This is a genomic window from Streptomyces sp. SYSU D01066-1 (assembly GCF_054956795.1).
Window position 1 is genome coordinate 45,918 of the sequence record NZ_JBUDHV010000024.1, and the last position, 22,162, is coordinate 68,079.

The window sequence follows — 22,162 nt, forward strand, 5'->3', positions numbered from 1 at the left end:
GGTCCCGGACAGGTGGAAGCGTGGGGCCGCGCCTCGGAGAACGGGCAGGTCTACCAGGCCGGCGCCAACATGTACGTCACTCAACTGCAGGTCGGCGCGGAAGCCAAGGGCAGGACGGCCCACCACGCCCGTGAACGTGCCGACCATGTCGTGCAGGCGATGGCCGGTGCGGTGGGAGTACTGGTCGCCCGGTGCGCGGAACTCGAAGAACAGGTGGAACGGGCGAAGGCCGAGGGGCGGGCCGAGGCGCAGGCGGAGTACGCCGAACGGCTGAGGGACGCGGAGTCGCAGGTCATCGAGGCCCAGCGGCTGATGCGGGAGGCCGAGGAGGAACGGGCGAAGGCCGAGGCGCTGCTGACCGAGGCCCAGCGGGAACTGGCGAGTCGGCGCAGGGCGGCGGAGCGGGGACAGGACCCCGGTTCTCCGGTCGATCCCGGCCGCCTCCTGGGGGACGCCCGGGAGACGGAGCAGTTCACGGCGCTCATCGAACGGGCCGGAATGGAACTGGGCGCGCTGCGGGCCGAACTGCGTCTCGTCACCGACGAGGCCCGCATACGGGAGACCGGTCCGACCGTGCTGGTGGGGGACGCGGTGAGCACGGACCGGCCGGCGCGCTCTTCCGCACCACCGGTTCCGCCGGGTTCCTCCCCCACTCACCAGACGGCCCCTGGACCCGGGCACGGCCCGGAGCGACGAACACACCCCGCCAAACCCGCGAACCCGGCCGAGCCGCAGGAAAAGAGGGAGAGGGAGAAGGGGAAAGAGAAGGGGGAGAGGGAGGAGAGAGGGGAGAAGGGGGAGAAGGCGGAGAAGGCCCGGACGAGTGACGGTGCCGGGTCCGGTCAGTCACCCGCGAGGCCCCGCCGGCCCCCGCTGAGCACGTCCGGCCGTTTCACGGCCCTCGGCGCCTTCCTCGCCGTCGCACTGCCCCTGCCGATCGCCGGCTCCGCGATCCGCAGCATGTACGCGGCGGTCCCGGGCCCGGCGGTCGCGTGGGCGCTCGTGTTCGACCTGGCCGTGGTGGTCGCCGCCTCGGTGGTGGCGGCACTGATCTACCTCGGGTTGGTGATCAGGCTCGACTGGTCGTCCGACGGCGCCCTCGCGGGCTGCGTCGTCCACGTGGCAGCCGGAGTGGCCCTCTTCGTCACCGGAATCGCCGTGGGGCCGGACACCGCGCCGATGCTCAACAGGGCGGGGCTGTTCGTGGCGGAGTACTTCGGTCCGCTGTGAGGTCCTGGCGCGGGGAGCCGCCCGCTCGTGTCACCTCGCCGAAATGTCACCGTTCGCTTCTCTGTACCCAGGCGCTCTACGCTGGAGAGGCAATCGGTTCAGCCCGGCCACCGTCGCCCGGAGGCTCACCCCCGCCCTCGACGTGACGATCAGGAGGCCGCGCCGTGACCCGCCGCATCCCCGCCCTCACGCTTCCGCCCTGGCTGGCGCACGCCCTGCGCGCCCAGCGCGGCCCCGTGCCCTGGAGCGCGGTCACGCGTGGGGCGCTCGCAGCCGGGCCGCTGCTGCTGGCCGCGCTGGCGGCGGGCCGGGTCTCCCTCGGCGTGGTCGCCGCCGTCGCCGCCATGCTGGCCGGGATCAACGACCGGCCGGGCAGCCGACGGGTCTCCGTCCGGCGGATCGGCGTACCGGCGCTCGCGGGGGCGGCCGGGCTGTGCGCCGGCACGTACGCCGGGGACCATCTCGGCGCCGTCGCGCTGACCTTCGTACTGACCGTGCTCGGACTGGTCGCCGGGGGCTTCAGCGCCGTCGGGCCGGTGGCGTCCGGGACGGCGACCCAACTGCTGGTCACGTCCGCGATCGGGGCCGGGATGCCGCTGCCCGATCCCGGCTGGCAGCGCGTCCTGGCGTTCCTCGTCGGAGCCGGCTGGCTGCTCACGCTGCGGCTGGCCCTGCCCACGCCCGGGCCGCTGACCGGCGCGTCGCCCCGCGACTTCCGTCTGGACTTCCGTTTCGACGGGGAACGCGCGGCCGTCGCCGGGGTCTACGACGCCGTCGCGGCGCTGCTCGACGCGGCCGGAACCGAGCACGCCGTCACCCGTCGCGCCGCGCTCACCGCCGCCCTCGACCAGGCGCAGGACGCGTTCGCCGGGCCCCGGCTGCGTCGCTACGCCTCCTCCTCGGCCGAGCGCCGGCTGCACGCGCAGTACGCCGCCGCGCTGCCGCTCGCCGAGGCCGCCACCGCGCTGGCCTGGGCGGGGGAGGCCGTGCCCCACCGGGCCAGTGAAGGACCCCGGCGGCTCGCGGCGGCCGTACGCGCCGGAGCGCACACCGGTCCGTTGCCCGCCCCCACACGCTCAGCGCCCGGACTGCGCGCCCTCGACGACGCCCTGCTGCACGCCGCCGTCGCCTTCGACCGGGGACGCGGCGACGACCTGCACACCCGCAGGCGGTCACCCGGTTCCGTCCTGCGCACGGTGCTCGGTGCCGGCGGACGGGAGTACGGGCTGCGGGTCGGGCTCTGCTTCGGGGCCGGCGTGGCGGTCGCCCAGGCGCTGCACCACGCCCAGTGGTACGGGCTCCACCGGCACTGGTACTGGCTGCCCGCCACCGCCGTCTTCCTGGTCAAGCCGGACCTCGGCCCGCTGGTCTCCCGGGTGCTGTGCCGAGCCGCCGGCACGGTCCTCGGCGCCCTGGTCTTCGCCGCCCTGGCCGCCGTCCTGCCCCGGCCCGGCGGGCTCGTCGCGCTCGTCGCGGCCGCCGGGGCCCTGATCCCGGTGGCGGCCCGGCACTTCGCCGCGCAGACCGCCGTGGTCACCGTCCTCGTGCTGGCCCTGGTCATGGTCGGCGGCGAGCCCCAGGCATCCGCCGGGCGCATCGGCGAGACCCTGCTGGCCTGCGCGATCGTGCTGGTCGTCGGGCATCTGCCGGTGCCCGGGCAGCGCGGCGGCGGGGTCCGCGCCCGGCTCGCGGCGGCCGGTGACGCCGGGCACGCCTACCTCGCCCACGTGCTGAGCGAGCCCGACGACCGGACCCGGCGCTGGACGCTGCGCCGGGAGGCGTACCGCACGCTCGCCGAAGCCCGTGCGGCCATCGCGCTGGCCGCCGCCGAGCTGCCCGCCCTCGCCCGTCATTCCCAGGGCGCCGACGAGATCGCCGCCACCCTGGAACGGCTCGCCGACACCACCACCGCCTGCGCCGTCCACCTCGACGACACGGGACGGCTCACCCCGCGCCACATCGAGCGGCTGGCCGAGCTCCGTGACGAACTGGCCGAACGGCGTGACCGTGTCGGCGTGCGCCTGCCCGAGCTACCGCTCACCGGCTGATCCCTTCCCCGCACCACCGCGGGGGCGGCCGTCGCGGGGGGCGGCCGGCGCGGGGGCGACCACCGCGGGGCGCCGTACGCCGGTTCCTTCGAGCCGCGGGCTGCGTTCTCGCGCCGTGCGCCGACCCGGCGCGTCGGCCTTCTCGCGCCGGGCTTGGGCTTCCGTGCGCCGCGCGCCGGTGTTCTCGCGCCGCGCGTCGGCCTTGTGCGCCGCGCGGCGGCTTTCACACGCTCTGCGGCAGCGCTCTCATGCTCTGCGGCAGCTCCCTCACGCCCCGCGGCAGCTCCCTCACGCCCCGCACCGGCTTCCCTCGGCCGTACAGCGCCCGCACCCCGCCGTACGGTGGCCCCATGACGCATCACGCGCAGCCACAGCCCGTGCCGTCCGCACAGCCCGTGCCGCCCGCCGATCTCGTCATCACCGGATGCACCGTCCTCGTCCACGAGGGCGACGGCCCCGAGCACCTCGCGTTCAGACCGGACGCCGGCATCGTCGTGCGGGGCGGTGCCGTCGACTCCGTGACCACCGCCGAGGCCGCGGCCGCCCTGCCCGCCGTCGAACGCATCGACGCGCGCGGTCAGGCCGCCCTCCCCGGGCTGATCAACTGCCACACGCACGCGCCCATGACCGTCCTGCGCGGCCTGGCCGAGGACCTGCCCACCGAGGAGTGGTTCAACGGCGTCGTCTGGCCGGTGGAGTCCAACCTCACCGCGCGCGACGTCGAACTGGGCGCCCGGCTCGCCTGCGCCGAGCTGATCCGGGCCGGTGTGACCTGCTTCGCGGACCACTACTTCGCCATGGACGCGGTCGCCGACGTCGTCGCCGAGTCCGGGATGCGGGCGCTGCTGGGCCAGGCGTACTTCTCCTCGCAGGGCCCCGAGGGGCGGGAACGCTCCCTCGACTTCGCGCTGCGGCGCCGGGGTGGTGCGGGCGGCCGGATCACCACCGCCCTCGCCCCGCACGCCCCCTACACCGTCACCGACCCCGACCTCGCCGCCACGGCGGAACTGGCCCGCGCACACGGCCTGCCCGTGCACCTGCACGCCGCCGAGAACCGCGACCAGACCGGGACCAGCCTCGCCCGGCACGGCGCCACCCCCATCGAGATCCTGGAACGCACCGGCGTCCTCGACGCCGACGTGCTGATCGCGCACGGCACCGGCATCCTCGGACGCGACCTGCCGGTCCTGGCCCGCGCGGGCGGCCGTACGGCCGTGGCGACCGCGCCCCGCGGCTACCTCAAGTTCGCCTGGCCCAGCACCACGCCGATCCGCGCCCTGCGGGCCATCGGCGTGGACGTGGGACTCGCCACGGACGGCGCCGCCTCCAACAACTCCCTCGACGTGTGGGAGTCGATGGCGCTCACCGCCCTGATCCAGAAGCAGACCGAGGGCGACCCGCGCTGGCTGACCGCGCGCCAGGCGCTGCACCACGCCACGGACCAGAGTGCCCGCGCCGTCGGACTGGGGGAGACGGCCGGGCGGATCGCGCCGGGACGGCGGGCCGACCTCGTCCTCGTCGACCTCACCGGACCGCACACCCAGCCGGTGCACGACCTGGCCGCCACCCTCGTGCACAGTGCCCGTTCCGGTGATGTGCGCACGACCGTCGTCGACGGACGGGTGCTGATGCGGGACCGCGAACTGCTCACGCTCGACATCCCCGCGGTGGTGCGGGAACTGGAGCAGAGGCTGCCCGGACTGACCGAACGGGACCACGGCCGGCGCGTCCAGACGTACGACACCTGACCCGGCCGGGAACACGGGCACTTTTTTTCCGCGCGCCGCGATGAGTTTCGCCACCGTCACCGGTCCACCCCCGGACGGACCGCTGCACAGGAGGAGCCCATGTCGCTTCCCGAGATCGTCTCCCGTCACGCGTGGCGGGCGGCGCGCGAGGCGTTGCTGGACAAGGAGAAGGCGGCCACCCGCGCGCGCGACGCGCTCAACGCCGAACGGCGCGGGCTGCCCATGGTGGAGATCGACAAGGAGTACGTGTTCGAGGGCGGCGACGGAAAGGTCACGCTGCTCGACCTCTTCGAGGGGCGACGGCAACTAGTCGTCCACCACTTCATGTTCGCCCCCGAGTGGGACGCCGGCTGCCGCGGCTGCTCGGCGTTCCTGGACCAGATCGGCCATCTGGCGCACCTGCGGGCCCGCGGCACCTCGTTCGCGGCGGTCTCCCGGGCGCCGTACCCGAAGATCCTGCCCTTCAAGGCGCGGATGGGCTGGACGCTGCCCTGGTACTCGTCGTACGTCACCGACTTCAACGAGGACTTCGAGGCCACCCGTGAGCACGAGGGCGAGCTGACCGAGCGTTCGGGCCTGAGCTGCTTCCTGCGGGTCCGGGACCGCGTCTTCCACACCTACTCGACGTACGAGCGCGGCCTGGACGGCCTCGGTTCGACCACCAGCCTGCTGGACCTGACCGCACTGGGGCGTCAGGAGGAGTGGGAGAAACCCGAGGGGCGCGCGTCGGCTCTGGGGGCGCCCCTGGGCAGCGAGCGCCCGCGGTACCACGATGAGTACGAGGACTGACACGCGAGGCGGGTGAGGCGCCCGAAAAGCCGAGATGATGCTCACTCTTTGCGGTGAATGCGTGTCAGCTACGTCTCGATACCGTCACTCGACGAGGTGTTCACCCCATCGTTGGCGTTTAACTCTACGAGTGCAACGCCAGATGGAGGTGCGGGGTGAACGGGCGAACAGTGCTCGAACGCTTTCCGGCCGGCGGACCGCGGGGGTCCTGGCCGGCCGAGGAGTTCGCGAACGCGCGGCGCCAGGAGGGGCTGCCCGCCGAGGTCGTCATGGACCTCGCGACCGACATGTTCCTGGTGATCGTACGAGGCGGCGAGGCGACCGGGGGTGCCACGGCCTGAACCCCGCCGTGCCCTGCCCGCGCGGCTGATCAGGCCGACTCGGGGGCGGGCACCGGGGGCTTCGCGGAGTTCGCCGAGTTCACAGAGCCCGTGGAGTTCGCAGAACTCGTGGAGCTTGCGGAGTTCGCGGTTTTCGCCGGAGCCTTCGTCGGGGTTGGCGCCGGGGTTTTCCGCAGGGCGCCTTCCACCTCCTGCTTCCGGGCGGGCGCCGGTGTCGGCGGCTGCGCGAACTGCTCGGCCTGGAGCGAGTACAGCTCGGCGTAGACACCGCCGGCGGCGAGCAGTTCGTCGGGTGTCCCGGACTCCACGAGCCGGCCCTGGTCCAGGACGTGCACCAGATCCGCGTGGCGCACGGACGCCAGCCGGTGCGTGATCAGGACGACCGTCTGGCCGCTGCCGGCCAGCGCCCGGATCTTCGTGAAGACCTCCAGTTCGGCCCGCGCGTCCAGCGCCGCCGTCGGTTCGTCCACCACGAGGATGCGGCCCTTGCGGTACGCCGCCCGTGCGATGCCGAGCCGCTGCCACTGGCCGCCGGACAGCTCATGGCCGCCGGTGAAGTGCCGGGCGAGCAGCGTGTCCAGGCCGCGCGGCAGGTCCGCGACCACCTCCTCGGCCCCGGCCTCGGCGACCGCGCCGGTCACCCGCTCCTCGTCCAGCGGCGCGGTGGAGCGGCCCACGGCGACGTTCACCCGGGCGGTGAACGGCCACCGCTTGAAGTCCTGCGCCACCATCGCGATCCGTTCGGCCAACTCCCGCCGGTCCGCCGAGGCGGCGTCCACCCCGTCCCACAGCACGCGTCCCCGTTCCGGGGTGTAGAGCCCCGCCAGCAGCTTGACCAGCGTGGTCTTGCCCGAGCCGTTCTCGCCGACGAGCGCGATGATCCGGCCCAGCGGGAGAGTGAGCGACACGTCGTCCAGGGCGGGGCGCGCGGAGTCGCCGGGGTAGCGGAAGGTGACGTTCTCGAAGCGGATCTCGCGCGGATCGGCGGGCAGCGCCGTGCCGCCCTCCGGGATCGCCCGCTTGGCCGCCTCCACGTGCAGCCGCTCCAGGTCGCCGACGAACAGCGCCTCCTCGTGCAGCGCGTTCACCTCCACCACCAGCGTCTCCAGGCTCTGTGAGCCGGTGCGGATGGCGATCACCGCGGTGCCCGCCACCGACAGGGCCATCGCACCGCCCAGCAGCAGCCCGCCGAGCGTCGCGTACGTCGCGGCCGTCGCCAGTCCCGTCCAGGCCGCCGCGATCAGGCCGGTACGAGCCGCCAGCCTCGCCAGCCGGGCCTGCTCCGCCTCCGCCGTCTCCGACATCGCCCGGTAGTGCCGCAGCAGGAACGCGCCCACCCCGTGCACCCGGATCTCGGGTGCTGCCTCGGGCTCGATGAGCAGCCCGGCGATCAGCCGGCCCGCGCGCACGTGCTGCACCCAGGCCTGGAAGGACTCGTACCGGCGCCGGGCGACCGTGAGCGCGCTCCAGGCGCTCGGCAACGTCATCGTCACCAGCAGGGGCAGCAGCGCCGGATGCAGCACGGTCAGCACACCGGCCGCCGCCACCAGCGAGATCAGCGCGTTGATCACGCGCGCGCTGTAGGCGATCATGCGGCGGGCCGAGACGGCGCCGTACTGGGCGGTGTCCAGCAGTTTGTGGAAGGCGTGGTCCTCGATGGCCGCCAGTTCGACCTCGGTCGCCCGCTCCAGGTACTGCTCCGTCGCCACCCGCTCCACCTTGGGCTCCAGCCGCCCCGTGGCGTATGTGGTGGCCGCCCGCAGCAGTGCCGCCACCAGCATCATCGCGGCGACCATGATCAGCGCGGGCAGGGCGTCGCGCAGCCGCTCCTCGATCGTTCCCCGAGCCATCAGCCGGCTCAGCACGCCGTTGACCGCCAGCAGGCTCACCGCCTGCGCCACACCCCGTCCGGCCTCGGCCGCCAGAACGGTCCGCGCGGCCACCGGATCGGCGTGCCGGGCGAGCCGGAAACTGGCGGCCAGCAGGGCCGGCAGCCGGGTCACCATGGACCGGAAGCCCAGTTCCAGGAACGCGTCGGAGTGCTGGTTCCAGCCCGTGTCGTAGCGCAGGGGGCCGCCGAACAGCAACTGTTCCGACTCCGACACCCCGGCCGGTTTTGCGCCACGCTTCTTCCGCACCGTCGGCCTCCCCCGATCGTGGACGGACGCCACTATGGCGGGGCGGCACACGCGGGGGCAGGGCGTGACCCGGAGACACCGGAGCGCGCGGGCGCACGGCGGTCCCCGCGCGCGCCGTGTCATCCGGCGCCACGGACCCGGGGTCAGGCGGAGAGCGGGCGGGACCAGGACGGTGTGGTCCCCGTCAGCCGGCAGACCGCGAGGTAGAGGGGGATGGGCGGGGTGTACGGGACCTCGCCGTCCGGGCGGTAGAGCAGGCCGGGGACGTCGAGCAGACCGGGCAGGACCGCGCCGGTGGCGTACTGCGCGGGCGCCGGCCACTCCATGGCGTAGTCGGAGTCGGAGGGGACGATCCACCACCAGTGCGCCTTGTCGGCGTAGACGCATCCCACGCGGGGCAGCCGGGGCAGTACCTGCTGGCCCAGGATCGGAGGGACCGCCACCGCGTCACAGCCCAGCGGGGCGCTCATGCCGTCGGGCACGGGGAGGCGGTGCGGTGTCCGTGGCGTGTTCAGCCGGCGCTGGAGCCGGACCAGTGTGTCCAGGCCGCGTACCCGAGCACCCGATACAGCCCTCACAGCCCTTCTCCCCCCGTCCGGCGCCGCGCCGTGTGATGCCGTTCCGTTCCGTGTCGGCCCGTTCCGCGGTGCCGTGTGCCGTGGGTCTTGTCGGCGGTGTCACCACCGTCCTCGTCGCCGGAACCCGCGCCGGGCGGAGCGGCCGGGCCGGGCTTGGGGCGAGCACCCCAGCCCAGGTCACCGCGCGGCTCGGGCGCGACGGGGCGTCCGGGCGGACCGGAGGGTGCCGGGGATCCGGAGGGTGCCGGGGATTCCCAGGACGTCGGAGACCCGGAAGGTGCCGGGGACGCGGAGGGCCCCCAGGGGGCGACGGGTGCCGGGGATTCCGCCGGTACGGACGGTTCCGCCGGTACGGACGGTACGGACGGTTCGGGCGGAACGGCGTCCGTGCGCGGCAGTTCGGCCCAGACCAGCAGCCCGGGGCCGTGCTCCTGCGCGCCCCAGGCGTGGCACAGGGCATCGACCAGGAGCAGCCCTCTGCCGTGCTCGTCCTCGGGCTGCCGCCGGGACGACGGCTGCGGCTGACCCGGCGCGCACCCCTCGTCCCGCACGGCTATGCGGACCAGGTCGGCACGGTCGTACAGCTCGCACACTATGCGGCTGCTCGCTGTGTGCACGATGGCGTTGGTGACCAGCTCCGAGACGACCAGGGCCGCCGTGTCGCAGGTGTCCTCACACACCGACCAGCCGGTCAGCCGGGCGCGCGTCAGGCGTCTGGCCTGGGCGGGGGAACCCGGATGGGCGGCCAGCTCGAAGCGGAACCGGCGCTCGGCAGCCGGCCCGCAGGGGACGGCTCCCGTGGCGGCGCCCGGGCCGTAGGGGCCCGAGGCGGCCTCTGTTCCTAAAGGCGCGGACGGAATCACGCTTGCCACTATCGCCCCGCCGAGAACACTTGGCAAGAGTCACTCTGAAAATTGCAGAGTGCTGTGTGACGTTCTGGACAGGCGTGGCACACTGCTCGCAACAGCACGTCGAGCGGCGCCACTTCAGGTCCGGTCCGAGGCCTGCCCAGGCCCCGGGACGGGGCCGGGGAAGGCGCCGCCGGGCTGTCCGCGCGCGCTCGCGGCCGGCTCGGCACGCTCGGTGACTCCGGTAGGACTCGTACGGCTCGATACGGCTCGGCACATGACAATGGGACTCTTCGTGGAGGTGGAGCGGTGAGCGAACCGCGGTCCGCGCCGACCGTCGGTCAGGTCGTCCTCGGCCGGCGCCTGCTGGACCTGCGGGAGAGCGCCGGGATGAAGCGCGAGGAGGCCGCCCGCATCCTCCGCGTCGCCCCCGCCACGGTCCGCCGTATGGAGATGGCCGAGGTCGCGCTGAAGATCCCGTACCTCCAGCTGCTCCTGAAGGCGTACGGCGTCTCCGAGGAGGAGGCCGACGCCTTCGTCCTGCTGGCCGAGGACGCCAACAAACCGGGGTGGTGGCAGCGCTTCCACGACATCCTGCCCGGCTGGTTCTCGATGTACGTCAGCCTGGAGGGCGCCGCGGCCCTCATCCGCTCCTACGAACCGCACTTCGTCCCCGGACTGCTCCAGACCGAGGCCTACGCGCGCGGGGTGCTGCAGTCGGGCGCCATCGGCCAGACCCGCCCCGACGACATCGAACGCCACGTCGATCTGCGGATGCGGCGCCAGGAACTGCTCACCCGCAAGGACGCGCCCCGCCTGTGGGTCGTCATGGACGAGACCGTGCTGCGCCGCCCGGTCGGCGGCCCGGAGGTGATGCGGGACCAGGTCGACAGACTGCTCGACGCCGCGGAGCTGGCCAACGTGACCCTCCAGGTCGCCCCGTTCGCCAACGGGCCGCACCCCGGCACGTACGGGCCCTTCGTGCTCTTCCGATTCGCCGTGCCGGAACTCCCGGACATGGTGTACAGCGAGTACCTGACCGGCGCTGTCTACCTCGACGCGCGTACCGAGGTGGCGACCCACCTCGAGGTCATGGACCGCATGGCGGCGCAGGCCGCTACGGCACATCGCACAAAAGAGATCCTCCGGGATCTCCGCAAGGAGCTGTAATGGATCGCATCACGCCCCAGCCCAGGCCGCGGATACGCGGCCGGCGCATCTACAACGGTATGCCCGCGCGAGAGCTGGGCAGCGAGGGCTGGCACAAACCGTGGAGCGGCGGCAACGGTGGCAACTGCCTGGAGGCGATGAAGCTCGCCGACGGGCGGATCGCCGTCCGTCAGTCCACCGACCCCGACGGACCCGCGCTGATCTACACGTCCGCCGAGATGACCGCCTTCATCGAAGGGGCGAAGGCCGGAAAGGCGGACTTCCTGCTCTCCTGAACCCGCTCACCTCAACCTTGTGCACCGCTTGTTCTTAAGTCTCTTGTTCAACTTGATCACTCACCGCCGCACCGGCCCAGCCACCTGGAGTCCGTCATGACCGGACAGCAGCCCGTCGAGATCGACACGAGCAGACCTCACCCCGCACGCATGTACGACTGGTACCTCGGCGGCAAGGACAACTACCCCGTCGACGAGGAGATGGGCCGTCAGATGCTCACTCTCGACCCACGGGTCCCGGTGATGGCGCGCGTCAACCGCGCGTTCATGCACCGGGCCACCCGCTGGCTGTCGCGCCAGGGCGTACGGCAGTTCCTGGACGTCGGCACCGGCATACCGACCGAACCCAACCTCCACCAGGTCGCCCAGGAGACCGCCCCCGACGCCCGAGTCGTCTACTGCGACAACGACCCCATCGTGCTGGCCCACGCGGCGGCCCTGCTGCGCGGCACCCCCGAAGGGGCGACCGAGTACCTCCAGGCCGACGTCCGCGACCCGGACGCCATCCTGGACGGCGCCCGCAAGGTGCTGGACCTGGACCGGCCCGTCGCGCTGTCGCTCATCGCGCTGCTGCACTTCGTCTCCGACGAGGACGGCGCCCACGACCTGGTCCGTCGTCTGCTGGCGGCGCTGCCCTCCGGCAGCTACCTCGTGGTGACCCACGCGACCTCCGACTTCACCCCCGAGGAGTCGCGGGCGGCCACCGAGAAGCTCAAGGCCGCGGGGGTCACCCTGGCCCTGCGCTCCCGGGAGGAGTTCACCCGCCTCTTCGACGGTCTCGACCTCGTCGAACCGGGCGTCCAGGTGCCCCACCTGTGGCACCCCGAGCTGGGCGAGCCGGTGCCCGGCCAGGAGGACGGTGTGATTCCCGGGTACGGGGCGGTGGCACGCAAGCCATGAGTCAAGTGCCATGAGCCGGGTGCCGGGTGCCGGGTGCCGGGTGCCGTGAGCCGGGTGCTTTGAACCGGGTGCCATGAGCCGAGCCCTGGGCCAGGCTCTGGGCCGGGGCGGGTGCTGTCCGTCAGGGGCCCGCGAGGTGGTCGCCGATCGGTCGCGCAGCCGGTCGTGACGGGTGCCGCTCAGGCCGTCAACGGCCGGTCGTACGGACCGACCGGCGCCGGCAGGGGTGAGGGCCGGCCGGTCAGGTGGCGGTCGACGGCGGCCGCCACCGCCCGCCCCTCCGCGATCGCCCACACGATCAGCGACTGCCCGCGCGCGGCGTCCCCTGCGGCGAACACCCCGGGGACGTTGGTCTCGAACCCCGCGCCCCGCGCGAGCGTGCCGCGCGGTTCTGACGCCAGTCCCAACTGGCCGACCAGCCCGTCCGTACGGTCCGGCCCGGAGAAACCGAGGGCCAGCAGCACCAGATCGGCCGGGAGCGTCCGCTCGGCTCCGGGCAGCGGGCGACGCCCGGCGTCCACCCCGGTCAGGCGCAGCTCCCGCACATGCCCGTCCGCGTCCCCGGTGAGACGGAACGTGGACGCCGCGAACAGCCGCGCGTCCGCGTCCGCCACCGGCGCGGACCGCAGGTCCCGTGCCTCCTCGTGCGCCGCGGACAGCCGGTACAGCCGCGGGTACGCCGGCCACGGCTCCGCCTCCTCGTCGCGTTCCGTACCCGGCTGCGCGCGGATGTCCAGCTGGGTCACGGACGCGGCACCGTCCCGTACCGCCGTGCCCAGACAGTCCGCCCCCGTGTCACCGCCGCCGACGATGACGACGTGCTTCCCGGCGGCGGACAGCGGAGAGACCTCGAGATCCCCCTCGCACACCCGGTTGGCCAGCGGCAGATACTCCATCGCCTGGTGGACCCCGTCCAGCTCCCGTCCCGGCACCTCCAGTTCCCGCCACGCCGCCGCCCCGGTGGCGATCACCACGGCGTCGTACCGCGCCCGCACCTCCTGCGCCCCGACGTCCCGTCCGACCGCCGTGGACGTACGGAACCTCGTCCCCTCCGCCCGCATCTGCTCGATCCGCCGCTCCAGGTGCCGCTTCTCCATCTTGAACGCGGGGATGCCGTACCGCATCAGCCCCCCGATCCGGTCGGCTTTCTCGTACACGGCGACCGTGTGCCCCGCCCGGGTCAGCTGCTGTGCCGCCGCCAGTCCCGTGGGCCCCGAACCGACCACGGCCACCGTCCTGCCCGACGACCGCTCCGGCGGGTGCGGCGGTGTGAGGCCCTCCTCCCACGCCCGGTCGGCGATGGCGCACTCGACGTTCTTGATCGTGACGGCCGGCTGATTGATCGCCAGCACGCACCCCGCCTCACACGGCGCCGGGCACAACCGGCCCGTGAACTCCGGGAAGTTGTTGGTGGCGTGCAGCCGCTCACTCGCCGCCCGCCAGTCTTCCCGGAAGACCAGGTCGTTCCACTCGGGGATCAGGTTGCCCAAGGGACAGGCCTGGTGGCAGAAGGGAACGCCGCAGTCCATGCAGCGGCCGGCCTGCTTGCTGATGATCGGCAGCAGGGCCCCCGACACATACACCTCGCCCCAGTCACGGACCCGATCACCCACCGGCCTGCGGGACCACTCCTGGCGGGGCGTGGTGATGAATCCCTTGGGGTCGGCCATGGCCGTCTTCCTTGTGCGAGCGGGGTCAGGCCGTGCGAGGGCGGCCGCACTCTCCCTGCCACGATACGTCCGGCCGACGGCCCCCGCAGGGCGGTTGCGACGGCACCTGCTGCCGGGCGTCCGAAGGGCCGGCACCGGGCATCGGGTACCGGGTATCAGGCGTCGGCATCGGGTGTCGCTCAGGTGAGGGCCGATATGTACGACACCGCGGCTCCGGCCGACGCCGCCGTACGGACGTGGTTCCACGCCGTCCACTCGCACACGTGCCCGGGCCGGTACGCGGTCGTCTCCGCGCTCTTCGGCTCCACCCGGGCCAGCGCGCCATCGCGGGGCACGCCGGCGACCATGGTGAGCCCGGACGACCCGAACAGGTGCGGCTCCCCGCCCAACGGCGGTTCCATGGCGCTCTGGTCCGGCCAGAACACGAGGATCACCACGGCGAGTACCGCGCACAGCAGCGCCGACCCGACGAACAGGACCATGAACGGCGGCGTCACCGCCGCCACATCGATCGCCTGCGTCGCCGCCACGCCCCGCGCGGGCGGCAATGCGGCCAGTCCGCCCGTGACGAAGGGTGGGAAGCCGTGGAAGACGCCGGCCACCAGCCCTGTTCCCAGTACTCCCAGCACCGTCAGCGCGAAGTACGGCCCCTCGATCATGCCCGCCTCCGTTCTTCGACGACTGTCATCCGTCCCCCCGTGGCCCGTTCCTTCGCCGCCGGGCAGTGGCCTGCTTCGTCACCCGAGCCGTACCCGGGGGTCTGTCCCGTCCCGTGCCGTCCTGGCCCGTGTCCCATGCCCTTCCTGCCCCGCGTCGCGTACTCACGTACTCGCATACGTGCCTGCCCGCGCTGGTGCCTCCGGCCTTTCGGGTCTGCCGCATCATGGGTGCTGTGGGATGGGAAGCGATCACCTGGGACCGGCTCGGCGGCCTGCTCGCCGAGCGTCTGCTCGACCTGAAACCGGCCGACGGCGGTCCCTGGTGCCGCGTCGCCTTCGACGGCGCCCCGGCGGCCCGCCCCGGTGACCTCGCCGAGCGGGTCGCCGAGGCCCTCCGCCCTCTCGGACGGCCCTCTCTCGTCGTCGGTACGCACGGCTTCCTGCGCCCCGCCTCCCTGCGTCTCGAACACGGCCACCGGGACGCCGACTCGTACTACGACGACTGGTACGACACCCGCGCCCTGTGGCGCGAGGTCTTCGGCCCCCTCGAACCGGGCGGTGACGGGCGGGTCCTGCCCGATCTCTGGGACCCGGTCACCGACCGCGCGACCCGCAGCCCCTACGCTCACCTCCCGCCCGGTGGATTCCTGCTGCTGCACGGTCCCTTCCTCCTGCGCCACTGGTTCCCCTTCGACCTGAGCGTCCACCTTCTCCTCAGCCCCGGCGCACTGCGCCGCCGTACCGCCGAGGCCGAGCAGTGGACGCTGCCCGCCTTCGAACGCTACGCACACGAGACCGACCCCGCCGGTGTCGCGGACATCCTGGTCCGTGCCGACGACCCGCGTCACCCGGCCTGGAACGGGTGACGCGTCCGGACCGCGCGGATCATCGGGTCCGCCGCGCTCGGGACCGGAGCCGGTCGTCCGGAGCCGGTCGTCCGGGGCGGTCGTCCCGGATGGTCGTCCGGAACCGGTCGTCCGGAGCCGGCCGTTGCGGCAGGCGGTTCAGAGCCAGTCGTTGCGCCGGAATCCCCGGTACAGCGTCAGACAGGCGACGGTTATCACGCCCAGGGCCAGGACGTAGCCGTACCGCCACCGCAGTTCCGGCATGTGGTCGAAGTTCATGCCGTACATCCCGCAGACCATGGTCGGCACGGCGACGATCGCCGCCCAGGCCGTGATCTTCCGCATGTCCGCGTTCTGCGCGACCGTGACCTGCGCGAGGTGTGCCTGAAGGATGGAGTTGAGCAGTTCGTCGAAGGCGGCTATCTGCTCCGTGGCCCGCGACAGGTGGTCGGAGACGTCACGGAAGTAGGCCCGTATCTCCGGGGCCACCACCCGGATCGGCCGGGTGGCCAGCTCCTCAAGCGGCCGGCCCAGTGGTACCACCGCCCGCTTCAGCTCCAGCAGTTCGCGCTTGAGCTGGTAGATCCGTCCGGGGTCGAGCCGCGCGCCGTCCTCCGCGAACACGGCTGTCTCGACATGGTCGACATCCGCCTGCACCGCGTCGATGGCGGTGAGGAAGTCATCGACGACATGGTCCGCGACCGCGTGCAGCACCGCCGAGGGCCCCTTGGCGAGCTGCCGGGCATCGGACTCCAGCTCCTCGCGCAGCGGCCCCAGTGAACCGTGCCGTCCGTGCCGCACGGTCACCACGAAGTCCTGACCGGTGAAGACCATGATCTCGCCGGTGTTCACCACCTCACTGGTGGCTGTCAGTTCCTCGTGCTCGACGTAACAGACCGTTTTGAAGACCGCGAAAAGCGTCTCCCCGTACCGCTCCAGCTTCGGACGCTGGTGGGCCTCGACGGCGTCCTCGACCGCCAGTGGATGCAGATCGAAGAGTTCCGCGATGTCCGCGAACTCCTCGTCCGTCGGCTCGTGCAGCCCGAGCCAGACGAAACCGTCCCCCCGTTCGCGTACCCGCTCCACCGCGTCCACCAGGCCGACACCCCCGGGTACGCGGATCCCGTCCCGGTACGTGACGCAGTTGACCACCGAGGAGCCCAGCGGGGAACGCGCGGGATGGCTGAGGTCGACGCGGGTACGCCGGCGGGCGAGCCGCGCCACGCGACGGAGGTGTCCGCCCTTGCCGAGGCTCGTGACCTTCCGCAGATTCCCTGCCATGGACATACGGATCTCCTCGCGTGCTTCCCCGTGCGCCGTGCTCCCCGCGCCTGCCGCGCCAGTCTGCCAGGCCGACGCCGGCCTCGGACGGGCCTGTGGAAAGAGGAGATTCCGCTTGGTTCCCGACTGTGGACAACCGGTCGTACCCGGATACGGACAGCCGGGCTCCGTTCGGAGCGTCGCCCCCTTCCGGCAAGCCGGACAACTGGGATGATCTCCATATGACGCGAACCGACGGGTACCTCCTCGACAACCGGCAGAACGAGGCGGCGGAGCGTTTCGACGCCTTCGCCACCCTCTTCGATCCCACGACGTTCCGGCACCTCACAGCCATGGGCGTCGGACCGGGCTGGCGCTGCTGGGAGGTCGGAGCCGGCGGCACCTCCGTGGTCTCGTGGCTGGCCAAGAAAGTGGGCCCCACGGGACAGATCGTCGCGACCGACATCGACACCTCACGTCTCGCCCCGGCCGCCCGGCCGCCCGTCGAGGTGCGGGTGCACGACGTGGGTGCCCAGGACCCGCCGGGCGAGGGCTTCGACCTGGTGCACGCCAGGCTCGTACTCGTTCACGTACCGGAGCGGGAAAGGGCCTTGCGTTCCATGGTCGGGGCCCTGCGCCCCGGCGGACGCCTGCTGGTGGAGGACGCCGACCCGGCCCTTCAGCCCCTGCTGTGCCCCGACGAGTACGGACCCGAGCAGCGCCTGGCGAACCAGCTGCGGCACGCCTTCCGCAAGTTGCTGGCCCGCCGTGGCGCCGACCTGTCCTACGGCCGGCAACTTCCGCGGCTGCTGCGGGAGGCCGGTCTGCGCCGGGTCGAGGCGGACGCCCACTTCCCGGTGACGTCGCCCGCCTGTGCCGCCCTGGAGTCCGCCACGATCCGCCAGGTCCGCGACCAGCTCGTCACCGCCGGCCTCGCCACGGACCAGGACATCGACCGGCATCTCACGAACATCGCCTCGGGCGCCATGGACCTGGCCACGGCCCCCATGATCTCGGCGTGGGGACGCAAGGCGTAACCGGGCGGCGCGGAGGCCCGAGCACCACCGGCCCGTAGGTGTCCAGGGCCGCCCGAACGTTCCTCGGCCTCCGCACCCGCCCCTCCCGCAGCCTCCGCACCCGCCCCCTCCCGCCGCCGGCCCCGTCACAGTGACAGCGTCCGACTCCATGAGCGGGAACGGTATGCGCGGCGACTGCCACCCGCCCGGCAACGCTGCCACCCGCCCGTCAACGGCGGTCGCCTTCGGCTCGCCACGGCGACGGCCCCGCTTCCCTCACGGCGACTGCCCCCGGTTTCGTACACCGCGGCTGCCCTCGGCTCGCCACGGCGACGGCCCCGCTCCCGTGACGGCGACTGCCTTTGGCTCCGTGCACAGCGACTCCGGCCCGCCCGTCAACGGCGACCGCGCCCCGTCCACAACGGCGACAGCCTCCGCTTCCCTCACGGCGACACCGGCCCGCCGGCCACGGAGGGCCGGGCGCGGGTGGGCCGACCGCCTACCCGTTCCACCGCCTCCGCCCCCGCCCGGCACCCCCGCACCGCCGCCTCCACCGGGCCCGCTCCCGACAGCAGGGCCGCGAGGAACGCCCCGGTGAAGGCGTCACCCGCACCCGTCGTGTCCAGCGGCGTCGTCGGCACGGCGGGCACCCGGGCGCACACGGCACCGTCGCGCGCCACCACCGCACCGTCCGCTCCCAGCTTGGCGACCACGAGCGGCACCCGACGGCTCAACTCGGCCACCGCGCCGACCACCCCGTCGCCCGCCGCGCCGGCCGTCCGGGACAGCCCCGTCAGCAGACACGCCTCGTCACGACTCGGCAGAAGTACGTCCACCCCCCGGACGAGGGACAGGAACCGGCCGGTACCCAGTTCCGTGAGGAAACCGGCCGACGCGGGGTCCAGACTCACCGGCACCGCACGCGCGCGTGCCGCTTCCAGTACGACCGCCACCAGCGCGCGGCCCGGCGCGGAGAACAGCAGATAACCCGACAGATGCAGGTGCCCGACACCGTCGAGCAGCGTGTCCGACCAGTCGCCGGGCGCGAGCCGGAGCGACGCCCCGCTGTCCGTCAGGAACGTCCGTTCGGCCGAGGCACCCCCGTCGACCAGGCAGACGACCGTCCCCGTCGGAGCCTCCTCGTCCACCACCAGACAGGGCCGTACCCCGGCGGCCACCAGCTCCCGCTCGTGCCATACCACCGCGTCCGCGCCGACCCGCCCGAACAGCCGTACGTCTGCGCAGCCCCGGTGAGCGGCCCAGCAGGCCACGTTGGCACCCGCTCCGCCGGGCAGCCGGCGGATCGAGGCGGCCGTGTCCGTACCGACGGCCAGCGGCCCGCGGGGACGGACGACGATGTCCGTGATCACGTCTCCGACGACCAGCAGCGCACCGTCCGGCCCCGCCGTCACGACCCGGTCCAGGCCGCCGCCACCCGTGCCGCCAGCCGCACGTTGCCGCGCACCGCTGCCAGATTGGCGCTCAGCGAGGCCCCGTCCGTGTGCCGCACCAAGTGGTCGAGGAGGAACGGGGTGACCGCCTGCCCGGTGACCCCCCTCTCCGCGCACGCGCGCAGCGCGTCGGCGAGCACCCGCGCGTGCACCTCGGGATCGAGCTGCTCCTCCTCGGGCACCGGATGGGCGACGATCAGCGCCGACTCCGCCGTCCCGAGCGCGTCCTGCGCCCGCATCACCGCCGCCACCTCCTCCGGCGTACGCAGCGTCCAGTCCACCGGATGTCCCGAATCGGACAGGTAGAAGCCGGGGAACCGGTCCGTTCCGTACCCGGCGACCGTGACCCCCAGGGTCTCCAGCCGCTGGAGCGTCGCCGGCACGTCCAGGATCGACTTCACCCCGGCACAGACCACGGTGATCCGGGTGCGCGCCAGCAGGCCCAGGTCGGCCGACTCGTCCTGGGTCGCCGTCCACTCACGGTGCACCCCGCCCAGTCCACCGGTGGCGAAGACCCGGACGCCCGCCCGCGCCGCCAGCGACGCGGTCGCCGAGACCGTGGTCGCCCCGCTCGCCCCGGCCGCCACCGCGAGCGGCAGGTCCCGGTGGCCGAGCTTGCGGACGCCGTCCTCGTTGGCGATCCGTTCCAACTGCTCCTTCCCGAGCCCGATGCGGGGCTGACCGTCCAGCACGGCGATCGTGGCCGGAACGGCTCCCTCCTGCCGTACCGCCTCCTCCAGCTCCCGCGCCACCTGGAGATTGCGCGGACGCGGTAGCCCGTGCGCGATGATCGTGGACTCCAGGGCCACCACGGGCCGCCGCGAGTCGACCGCCTCCCGCACCTCTTCCGACATCACCAGCACCACGGATACGCCTCCTGTCCGTCGGCTCTCCCTCATCTCTGGCGGGCGCGGCACCGGGCCAAACCCTTGCGACGCCCGGGGCCCGGCATCAGGCTGGTGACCATGACGGACAACACGGCACGCCTCGACCACGTCGTCCTCTGGGTGCGCGACCCGCTCACCGCGGTCGGCTTCTACGAGAAGACGCTGGGCATGGAGCCCTTGCGGGTCACCGAGTTCGCGGCGGGAACGGTGCCGTTCCCCTCCGTACGCCTCAACGAGGAGACGATTTTCGACCTCATGCCGTTCACCATGGCCCCGCGGATGACGATGCTGCCCGATGCCGCGGACAGCTCGGGCCACCCGGTCAACCACGTCTGTCTGTCATTGCCGGAAGACGGCTTCGACGCGCTGCGCGGCCGTCTCCAGGACCAGGGAACCCCGGTCTCGGACTTCTCGTACGACTCCTACGGAGCCAAGGGCATGGCCAGGCGCAGCTTCTACTTCACCGACCCGGACGGGAACATCTTCGAGGCGAGGCACTACGCGTGACCCCAGGGCCTCTCGGGACAACGGAGCCGCCATCGGTGACCCCGGACGCTTACCGGGGCCGACTGGGCCGCCACGCCTGACCCGGGGGCCCCTCCAGGCACGCCACGCCGCACGGCCGCGTCCGGCAGCCGCACCGTCAGAACAGCGGCTCGGACAGTACTCCCTCCAGGGCCAGCAGCTTCCTCTTGGTCTCCAGGCCGCCTCCGAACCCCCCGATGCCGCCACCGCTCTCCACGACCCGGTGACAAGGCACGACGACCGGCAGCGGATTGGCGCCCATCGCCGTGCCCACGGCCCGGGTCGCGCCCGGCCGGCCCGCCCGGCCGGCGAGATCGCCGTAACCGACGACCGTTCCGTAGGGGCCCCGGACGCCGGCTCACGCAGTACCTCCTGGTTGAACCCGGATATCAGCGACCAGTCCAGGGGCAGGCCGAAGGCGTGCCGGTCACCGGAGAAGTACGCCCCCGACTGCTCCGCCGCCTCCGTCAGCAGCGGGGTGCCGGGCGCTTTCACCGGCTCGCTGCCCAATTGCGCCGCGCGCCGGTCCAGCACCCGGTCGCGGACCGGCACGGTGGCGTGCAACACGACGTCGACCAGGCCCCGGCGGGTCGCGGCGGGCAGCAGCGGACCGACGTCGCTGCCGACGACGGTCCACGTCACCCGCTGCTCGTGCTGCCCATGGCTGTCCATGCGCATCACCGTAGGGCCCGCCACTGACAACGCCCGCGGAACCGGCGGCCCTCCTCCCGGTACGGGCGTGGTCACTGGGTTCCCGGCACGTCCCCACGTGTGGCGTCCCGGATCACGTCGGGCCGGTTGGTGATGATGCCGTCGACGCCGTACCCGGCCGCCAGCCGGGCGTCGGCCGCGTCGTCGACCGTCCAGGCGAAGACCTCCAGCGGCCTGCCGTGCGGCCCGGTGAAGGCCTGGACCGCGGACACGTAGGCCAGCGAGAGCGAGCCGTAGGAGGGGTTGATCTGGTCGGTGAACTCGGCGTACGCGGGCAGGTCCGGCACGGACGGCGTGCCCAGGAAACCGGTCCTGACGGCCGGCTTCAGCTCATGGACGGTCCGCACACTGTCCGCGCTGAAGCTCTGCACGACCAGCCGGCCGGCGACGTGCCGCCGGTCCAGCCAGCCCTCGTTGCTGAGGACCTTGAGGGTCTCCCGCTCGATGCCGGGGTACAGCTCGGGATTCTTGATCTCCAGCAGCAGCTTCTGGTGGTGGCGCTCGACACGGTCGACGTACTGCTCCAGCGTCGGCACGCGCGCGCCCGCGTAGGCGGCGCCGAACCAGCTCCCGGCGTCCAGACGCGCGATCTCGGCGGCCGTGAAGTCCTTCACCTTCCAGGGCGCCCGGTCGGGGAAGACCTCCTCGGCGTCGGTCGTGCGACGCAGACTGTCGTCGTGGATGACGACGAGCTCGCCGTCCTTCGTACGCTGGACGTCGTTCTCCACCCAGGCGATGCCCAGCTCGGCCGCCTTGTCGACGGCGGCCAGGGTGTTCTCCGGCGCGTAGGCGGAAGCGCCCCGGTGGGCGACGACCACCGGCCCCGGCCCGCCGCGGGACCCCTGGGCCCAGGAAGCGGGCGCCAACAGGGCGGCTCCCAGGAGCGCGGTGGTCGTGACGGCAACAGCGCGCGCGTGCATGCGGACTCCTCGCGTCGAGTGATCACGAACAGCACTACTGTGACAGCGGAGTGTCAACGGCGGAGGAGTGCGGAATGACCACAGGCTGAATGAAGTTGCCCGACTGTGCTCACGGTGGCGGCACAACTGGGGCAAGGCCGTGATTCTTTGCCG

The 22,162-nt window shown here is 72.9% G+C and carries 20 protein-coding genes and 1 pseudogene; 11 read left to right on the top strand and 10 right to left on the bottom strand.

Annotation, left to right across the window (positions count from 1 at the left end; all coding sequences use genetic code 11):
* Positions 1–12: 12 nt before the first annotated feature.
* The 5 genes from ACY1JF_RS21315 (at position 13) to ACY1JF_RS21335 (ending at position 6,156) form a co-directional block, all read left to right on the top strand.
* Positions 13–1,230, top strand: a complete 1,218-nt coding sequence (locus ACY1JF_RS21315) for a hypothetical protein (RefSeq protein WP_462706777.1) — start codon at positions 13–15, stop codon at positions 1,228–1,230.
* Between the two features lie 164 nt (positions 1,231–1,394).
* Complete coding sequence (locus ACY1JF_RS21320) at positions 1,395–3,278, top strand: FUSC family protein (protein ID WP_462706778.1); 1,884 nt, start codon at positions 1,395–1,397, stop codon at positions 3,276–3,278.
* A gap of 350 nt (positions 3,279–3,628) precedes the next feature.
* Positions 3,629–5,026 (top strand): amidohydrolase, encoded by a 1,398-nt coding sequence (locus ACY1JF_RS21325; RefSeq protein ID WP_462706779.1) that lies wholly within the window; start codon positions 3,629–3,631, stop codon positions 5,024–5,026.
* A 99-nt stretch (positions 5,027–5,125) separates the two neighbouring features.
* Entirely contained in the window at positions 5,126–5,815 is a 690-nt protein-coding gene (locus ACY1JF_RS21330) for a DUF899 domain-containing protein (protein ID WP_462706780.1), read from the top strand.
* A gap of 155 nt (positions 5,816–5,970) precedes the next feature.
* Positions 5,971–6,156, top strand: a complete 186-nt coding sequence (locus ACY1JF_RS21335) for a hypothetical protein (RefSeq protein ID WP_462706781.1) — start codon at positions 5,971–5,973, stop codon at positions 6,154–6,156.
* A gap of 29 nt (positions 6,157–6,185) precedes the next feature.
* On the opposite strand, the gene ACY1JF_RS21340 is transcribed toward ACY1JF_RS21335, so the two are convergent.
* From ACY1JF_RS21340 to ACY1JF_RS21350, 3 genes are all read right to left on the bottom strand, one after another.
* Positions 6,186–8,294: an ABC transporter ATP-binding protein gene (locus tag ACY1JF_RS21340; protein ID WP_462706782.1), complete on the bottom strand. Its 2,109-nt coding sequence runs from the start codon at positions 8,292–8,294 to the stop codon at positions 6,186–6,188.
* A 143-nt stretch (positions 8,295–8,437) separates the two neighbouring features.
* Positions 8,438–8,872: a hypothetical protein gene (locus ACY1JF_RS21345; RefSeq protein WP_462706783.1), complete on the bottom strand. Its 435-nt coding sequence runs from the start codon at positions 8,870–8,872 to the stop codon at positions 8,438–8,440.
* A complete protein-coding gene (locus tag ACY1JF_RS21350; RefSeq protein ID WP_462706784.1) occupies positions 8,869–9,735 on the bottom strand; it encodes an ATP-binding protein in 867 nt (288 codons plus the stop codon). Before ACY1JF_RS21350 ends, ACY1JF_RS21345 begins: the two co-directional genes overlap by 4 nt.
* 294 nt (positions 9,736–10,029) lie before the next feature.
* On the opposite strand from ACY1JF_RS21350, the gene ACY1JF_RS21355 reads away from it, so the two are divergent.
* From ACY1JF_RS21355 to ACY1JF_RS21365, 3 genes are all read left to right on the top strand, one after another.
* Positions 10,030–10,890 carry a helix-turn-helix domain-containing protein gene (locus tag ACY1JF_RS21355; RefSeq protein ID WP_462706785.1) on the top strand — a complete coding sequence of 287 codons (861 nt, stop codon included), beginning with the start codon at positions 10,030–10,032 and terminating at the stop codon, positions 10,888–10,890.
* Complete coding sequence (locus tag ACY1JF_RS21360; RefSeq protein ID WP_462706786.1) at positions 10,890–11,165, top strand: DUF397 domain-containing protein; 276 nt, start codon at positions 10,890–10,892, stop codon at positions 11,163–11,165. The genes ACY1JF_RS21355 and ACY1JF_RS21360 overlap by 1 nt, the downstream gene beginning before the upstream one ends.
* Before the next feature lie 96 nt (positions 11,166–11,261).
* The gene (locus ACY1JF_RS21365) at positions 11,262–12,065 is read left to right on the top strand and encodes an SAM-dependent methyltransferase (RefSeq protein ID WP_462706787.1); all 804 of its coding nucleotides are present in this window, start codon (positions 11,262–11,264) and stop codon (positions 12,063–12,065) included.
* A 179-nt stretch (positions 12,066–12,244) separates the two neighbouring features.
* On the opposite strand, the gene ACY1JF_RS21370 is transcribed toward ACY1JF_RS21365, so the two are convergent.
* Both ACY1JF_RS21370 and ACY1JF_RS21375 read right to left on the bottom strand, forming a co-directional pair.
* Complete coding sequence (locus ACY1JF_RS21370; RefSeq protein ID WP_462706788.1) at positions 12,245–13,735, bottom strand: glutamate synthase subunit beta; 1,491 nt, start codon at positions 13,733–13,735, stop codon at positions 12,245–12,247.
* A 179-nt stretch (positions 13,736–13,914) separates the two neighbouring features.
* A complete protein-coding gene (locus tag ACY1JF_RS21375) occupies positions 13,915–14,394 on the bottom strand; it encodes an anthrone oxygenase family protein (RefSeq protein WP_462706789.1) in 480 nt (159 codons plus the stop codon).
* A 224-nt stretch (positions 14,395–14,618) separates the two neighbouring features.
* Here ACY1JF_RS21375 and ACY1JF_RS21380 point away from each other — a divergent pair, with 224 nt between their 5' ends.
* Entirely contained in the window at positions 14,619–15,260 is a 642-nt protein-coding gene (locus ACY1JF_RS21380; protein WP_462706790.1) for a nucleoside/nucleotide kinase family protein, read from the top strand.
* 138 nt (positions 15,261–15,398) lie between these two features.
* Here ACY1JF_RS21380 and ACY1JF_RS21385 read toward each other — a convergent pair whose 3' ends face one another.
* Positions 15,399–16,526, bottom strand: a complete 1,128-nt coding sequence (locus ACY1JF_RS21385; RefSeq protein ID WP_462706791.1) for a magnesium and cobalt transport protein CorA — start codon at positions 16,524–16,526, stop codon at positions 15,399–15,401.
* A gap of 215 nt (positions 16,527–16,741) precedes the next feature.
* On the opposite strand from ACY1JF_RS21385, the gene ACY1JF_RS21390 reads away from it, so the two are divergent.
* Positions 16,742–17,536: a methyltransferase gene (locus tag ACY1JF_RS21390; RefSeq protein ID WP_462706792.1), complete on the top strand. Its 795-nt coding sequence runs from the start codon at positions 16,742–16,744 to the stop codon at positions 17,534–17,536.
* A gap of 422 nt (positions 17,537–17,958) precedes the next feature.
* Here ACY1JF_RS21390 and ACY1JF_RS21395 read toward each other — a convergent pair whose 3' ends face one another.
* Positions 17,959–18,927: a carbohydrate kinase family protein gene (locus tag ACY1JF_RS21395; RefSeq protein ID WP_462706793.1), complete on the bottom strand. Its 969-nt coding sequence runs from the start codon at positions 18,925–18,927 to the stop codon at positions 17,959–17,961.
* The gene (locus ACY1JF_RS21400; protein ID WP_462706794.1) at positions 18,924–19,832 is read right to left on the bottom strand and encodes a pseudouridine-5'-phosphate glycosidase; all 909 of its coding nucleotides are present in this window, start codon (positions 19,830–19,832) and stop codon (positions 18,924–18,926) included. The genes ACY1JF_RS21395 and ACY1JF_RS21400 overlap by 4 nt, the downstream gene beginning before the upstream one ends.
* A gap of 99 nt (positions 19,833–19,931) precedes the next feature.
* Here ACY1JF_RS21400 and ACY1JF_RS21405 point away from each other — a divergent pair, with 99 nt between their 5' ends.
* Complete coding sequence (locus tag ACY1JF_RS21405; RefSeq protein ID WP_462706795.1) at positions 19,932–20,360, top strand: VOC family protein; 429 nt, start codon at positions 19,932–19,934, stop codon at positions 20,358–20,360.
* 136 nt (positions 20,361–20,496) lie between these two features.
* Here the strand turns inward: ACY1JF_RS21405 and ACY1JF_RS21410 are convergent.
* Positions 20,497–21,050, bottom strand: a pseudogene (locus ACY1JF_RS21410) (methylated-DNA--[protein]-cysteine S-methyltransferase).
* A 71-nt stretch (positions 21,051–21,121) separates the two neighbouring features.
* Positions 21,122–22,009 carry a glycerophosphodiester phosphodiesterase family protein gene (locus ACY1JF_RS21415; protein WP_462706796.1) on the bottom strand — a complete coding sequence of 296 codons (888 nt, stop codon included), beginning with the start codon at positions 22,007–22,009 and terminating at the stop codon, positions 21,122–21,124.
* Positions 22,010–22,162 lie beyond the last annotated feature (153 nt).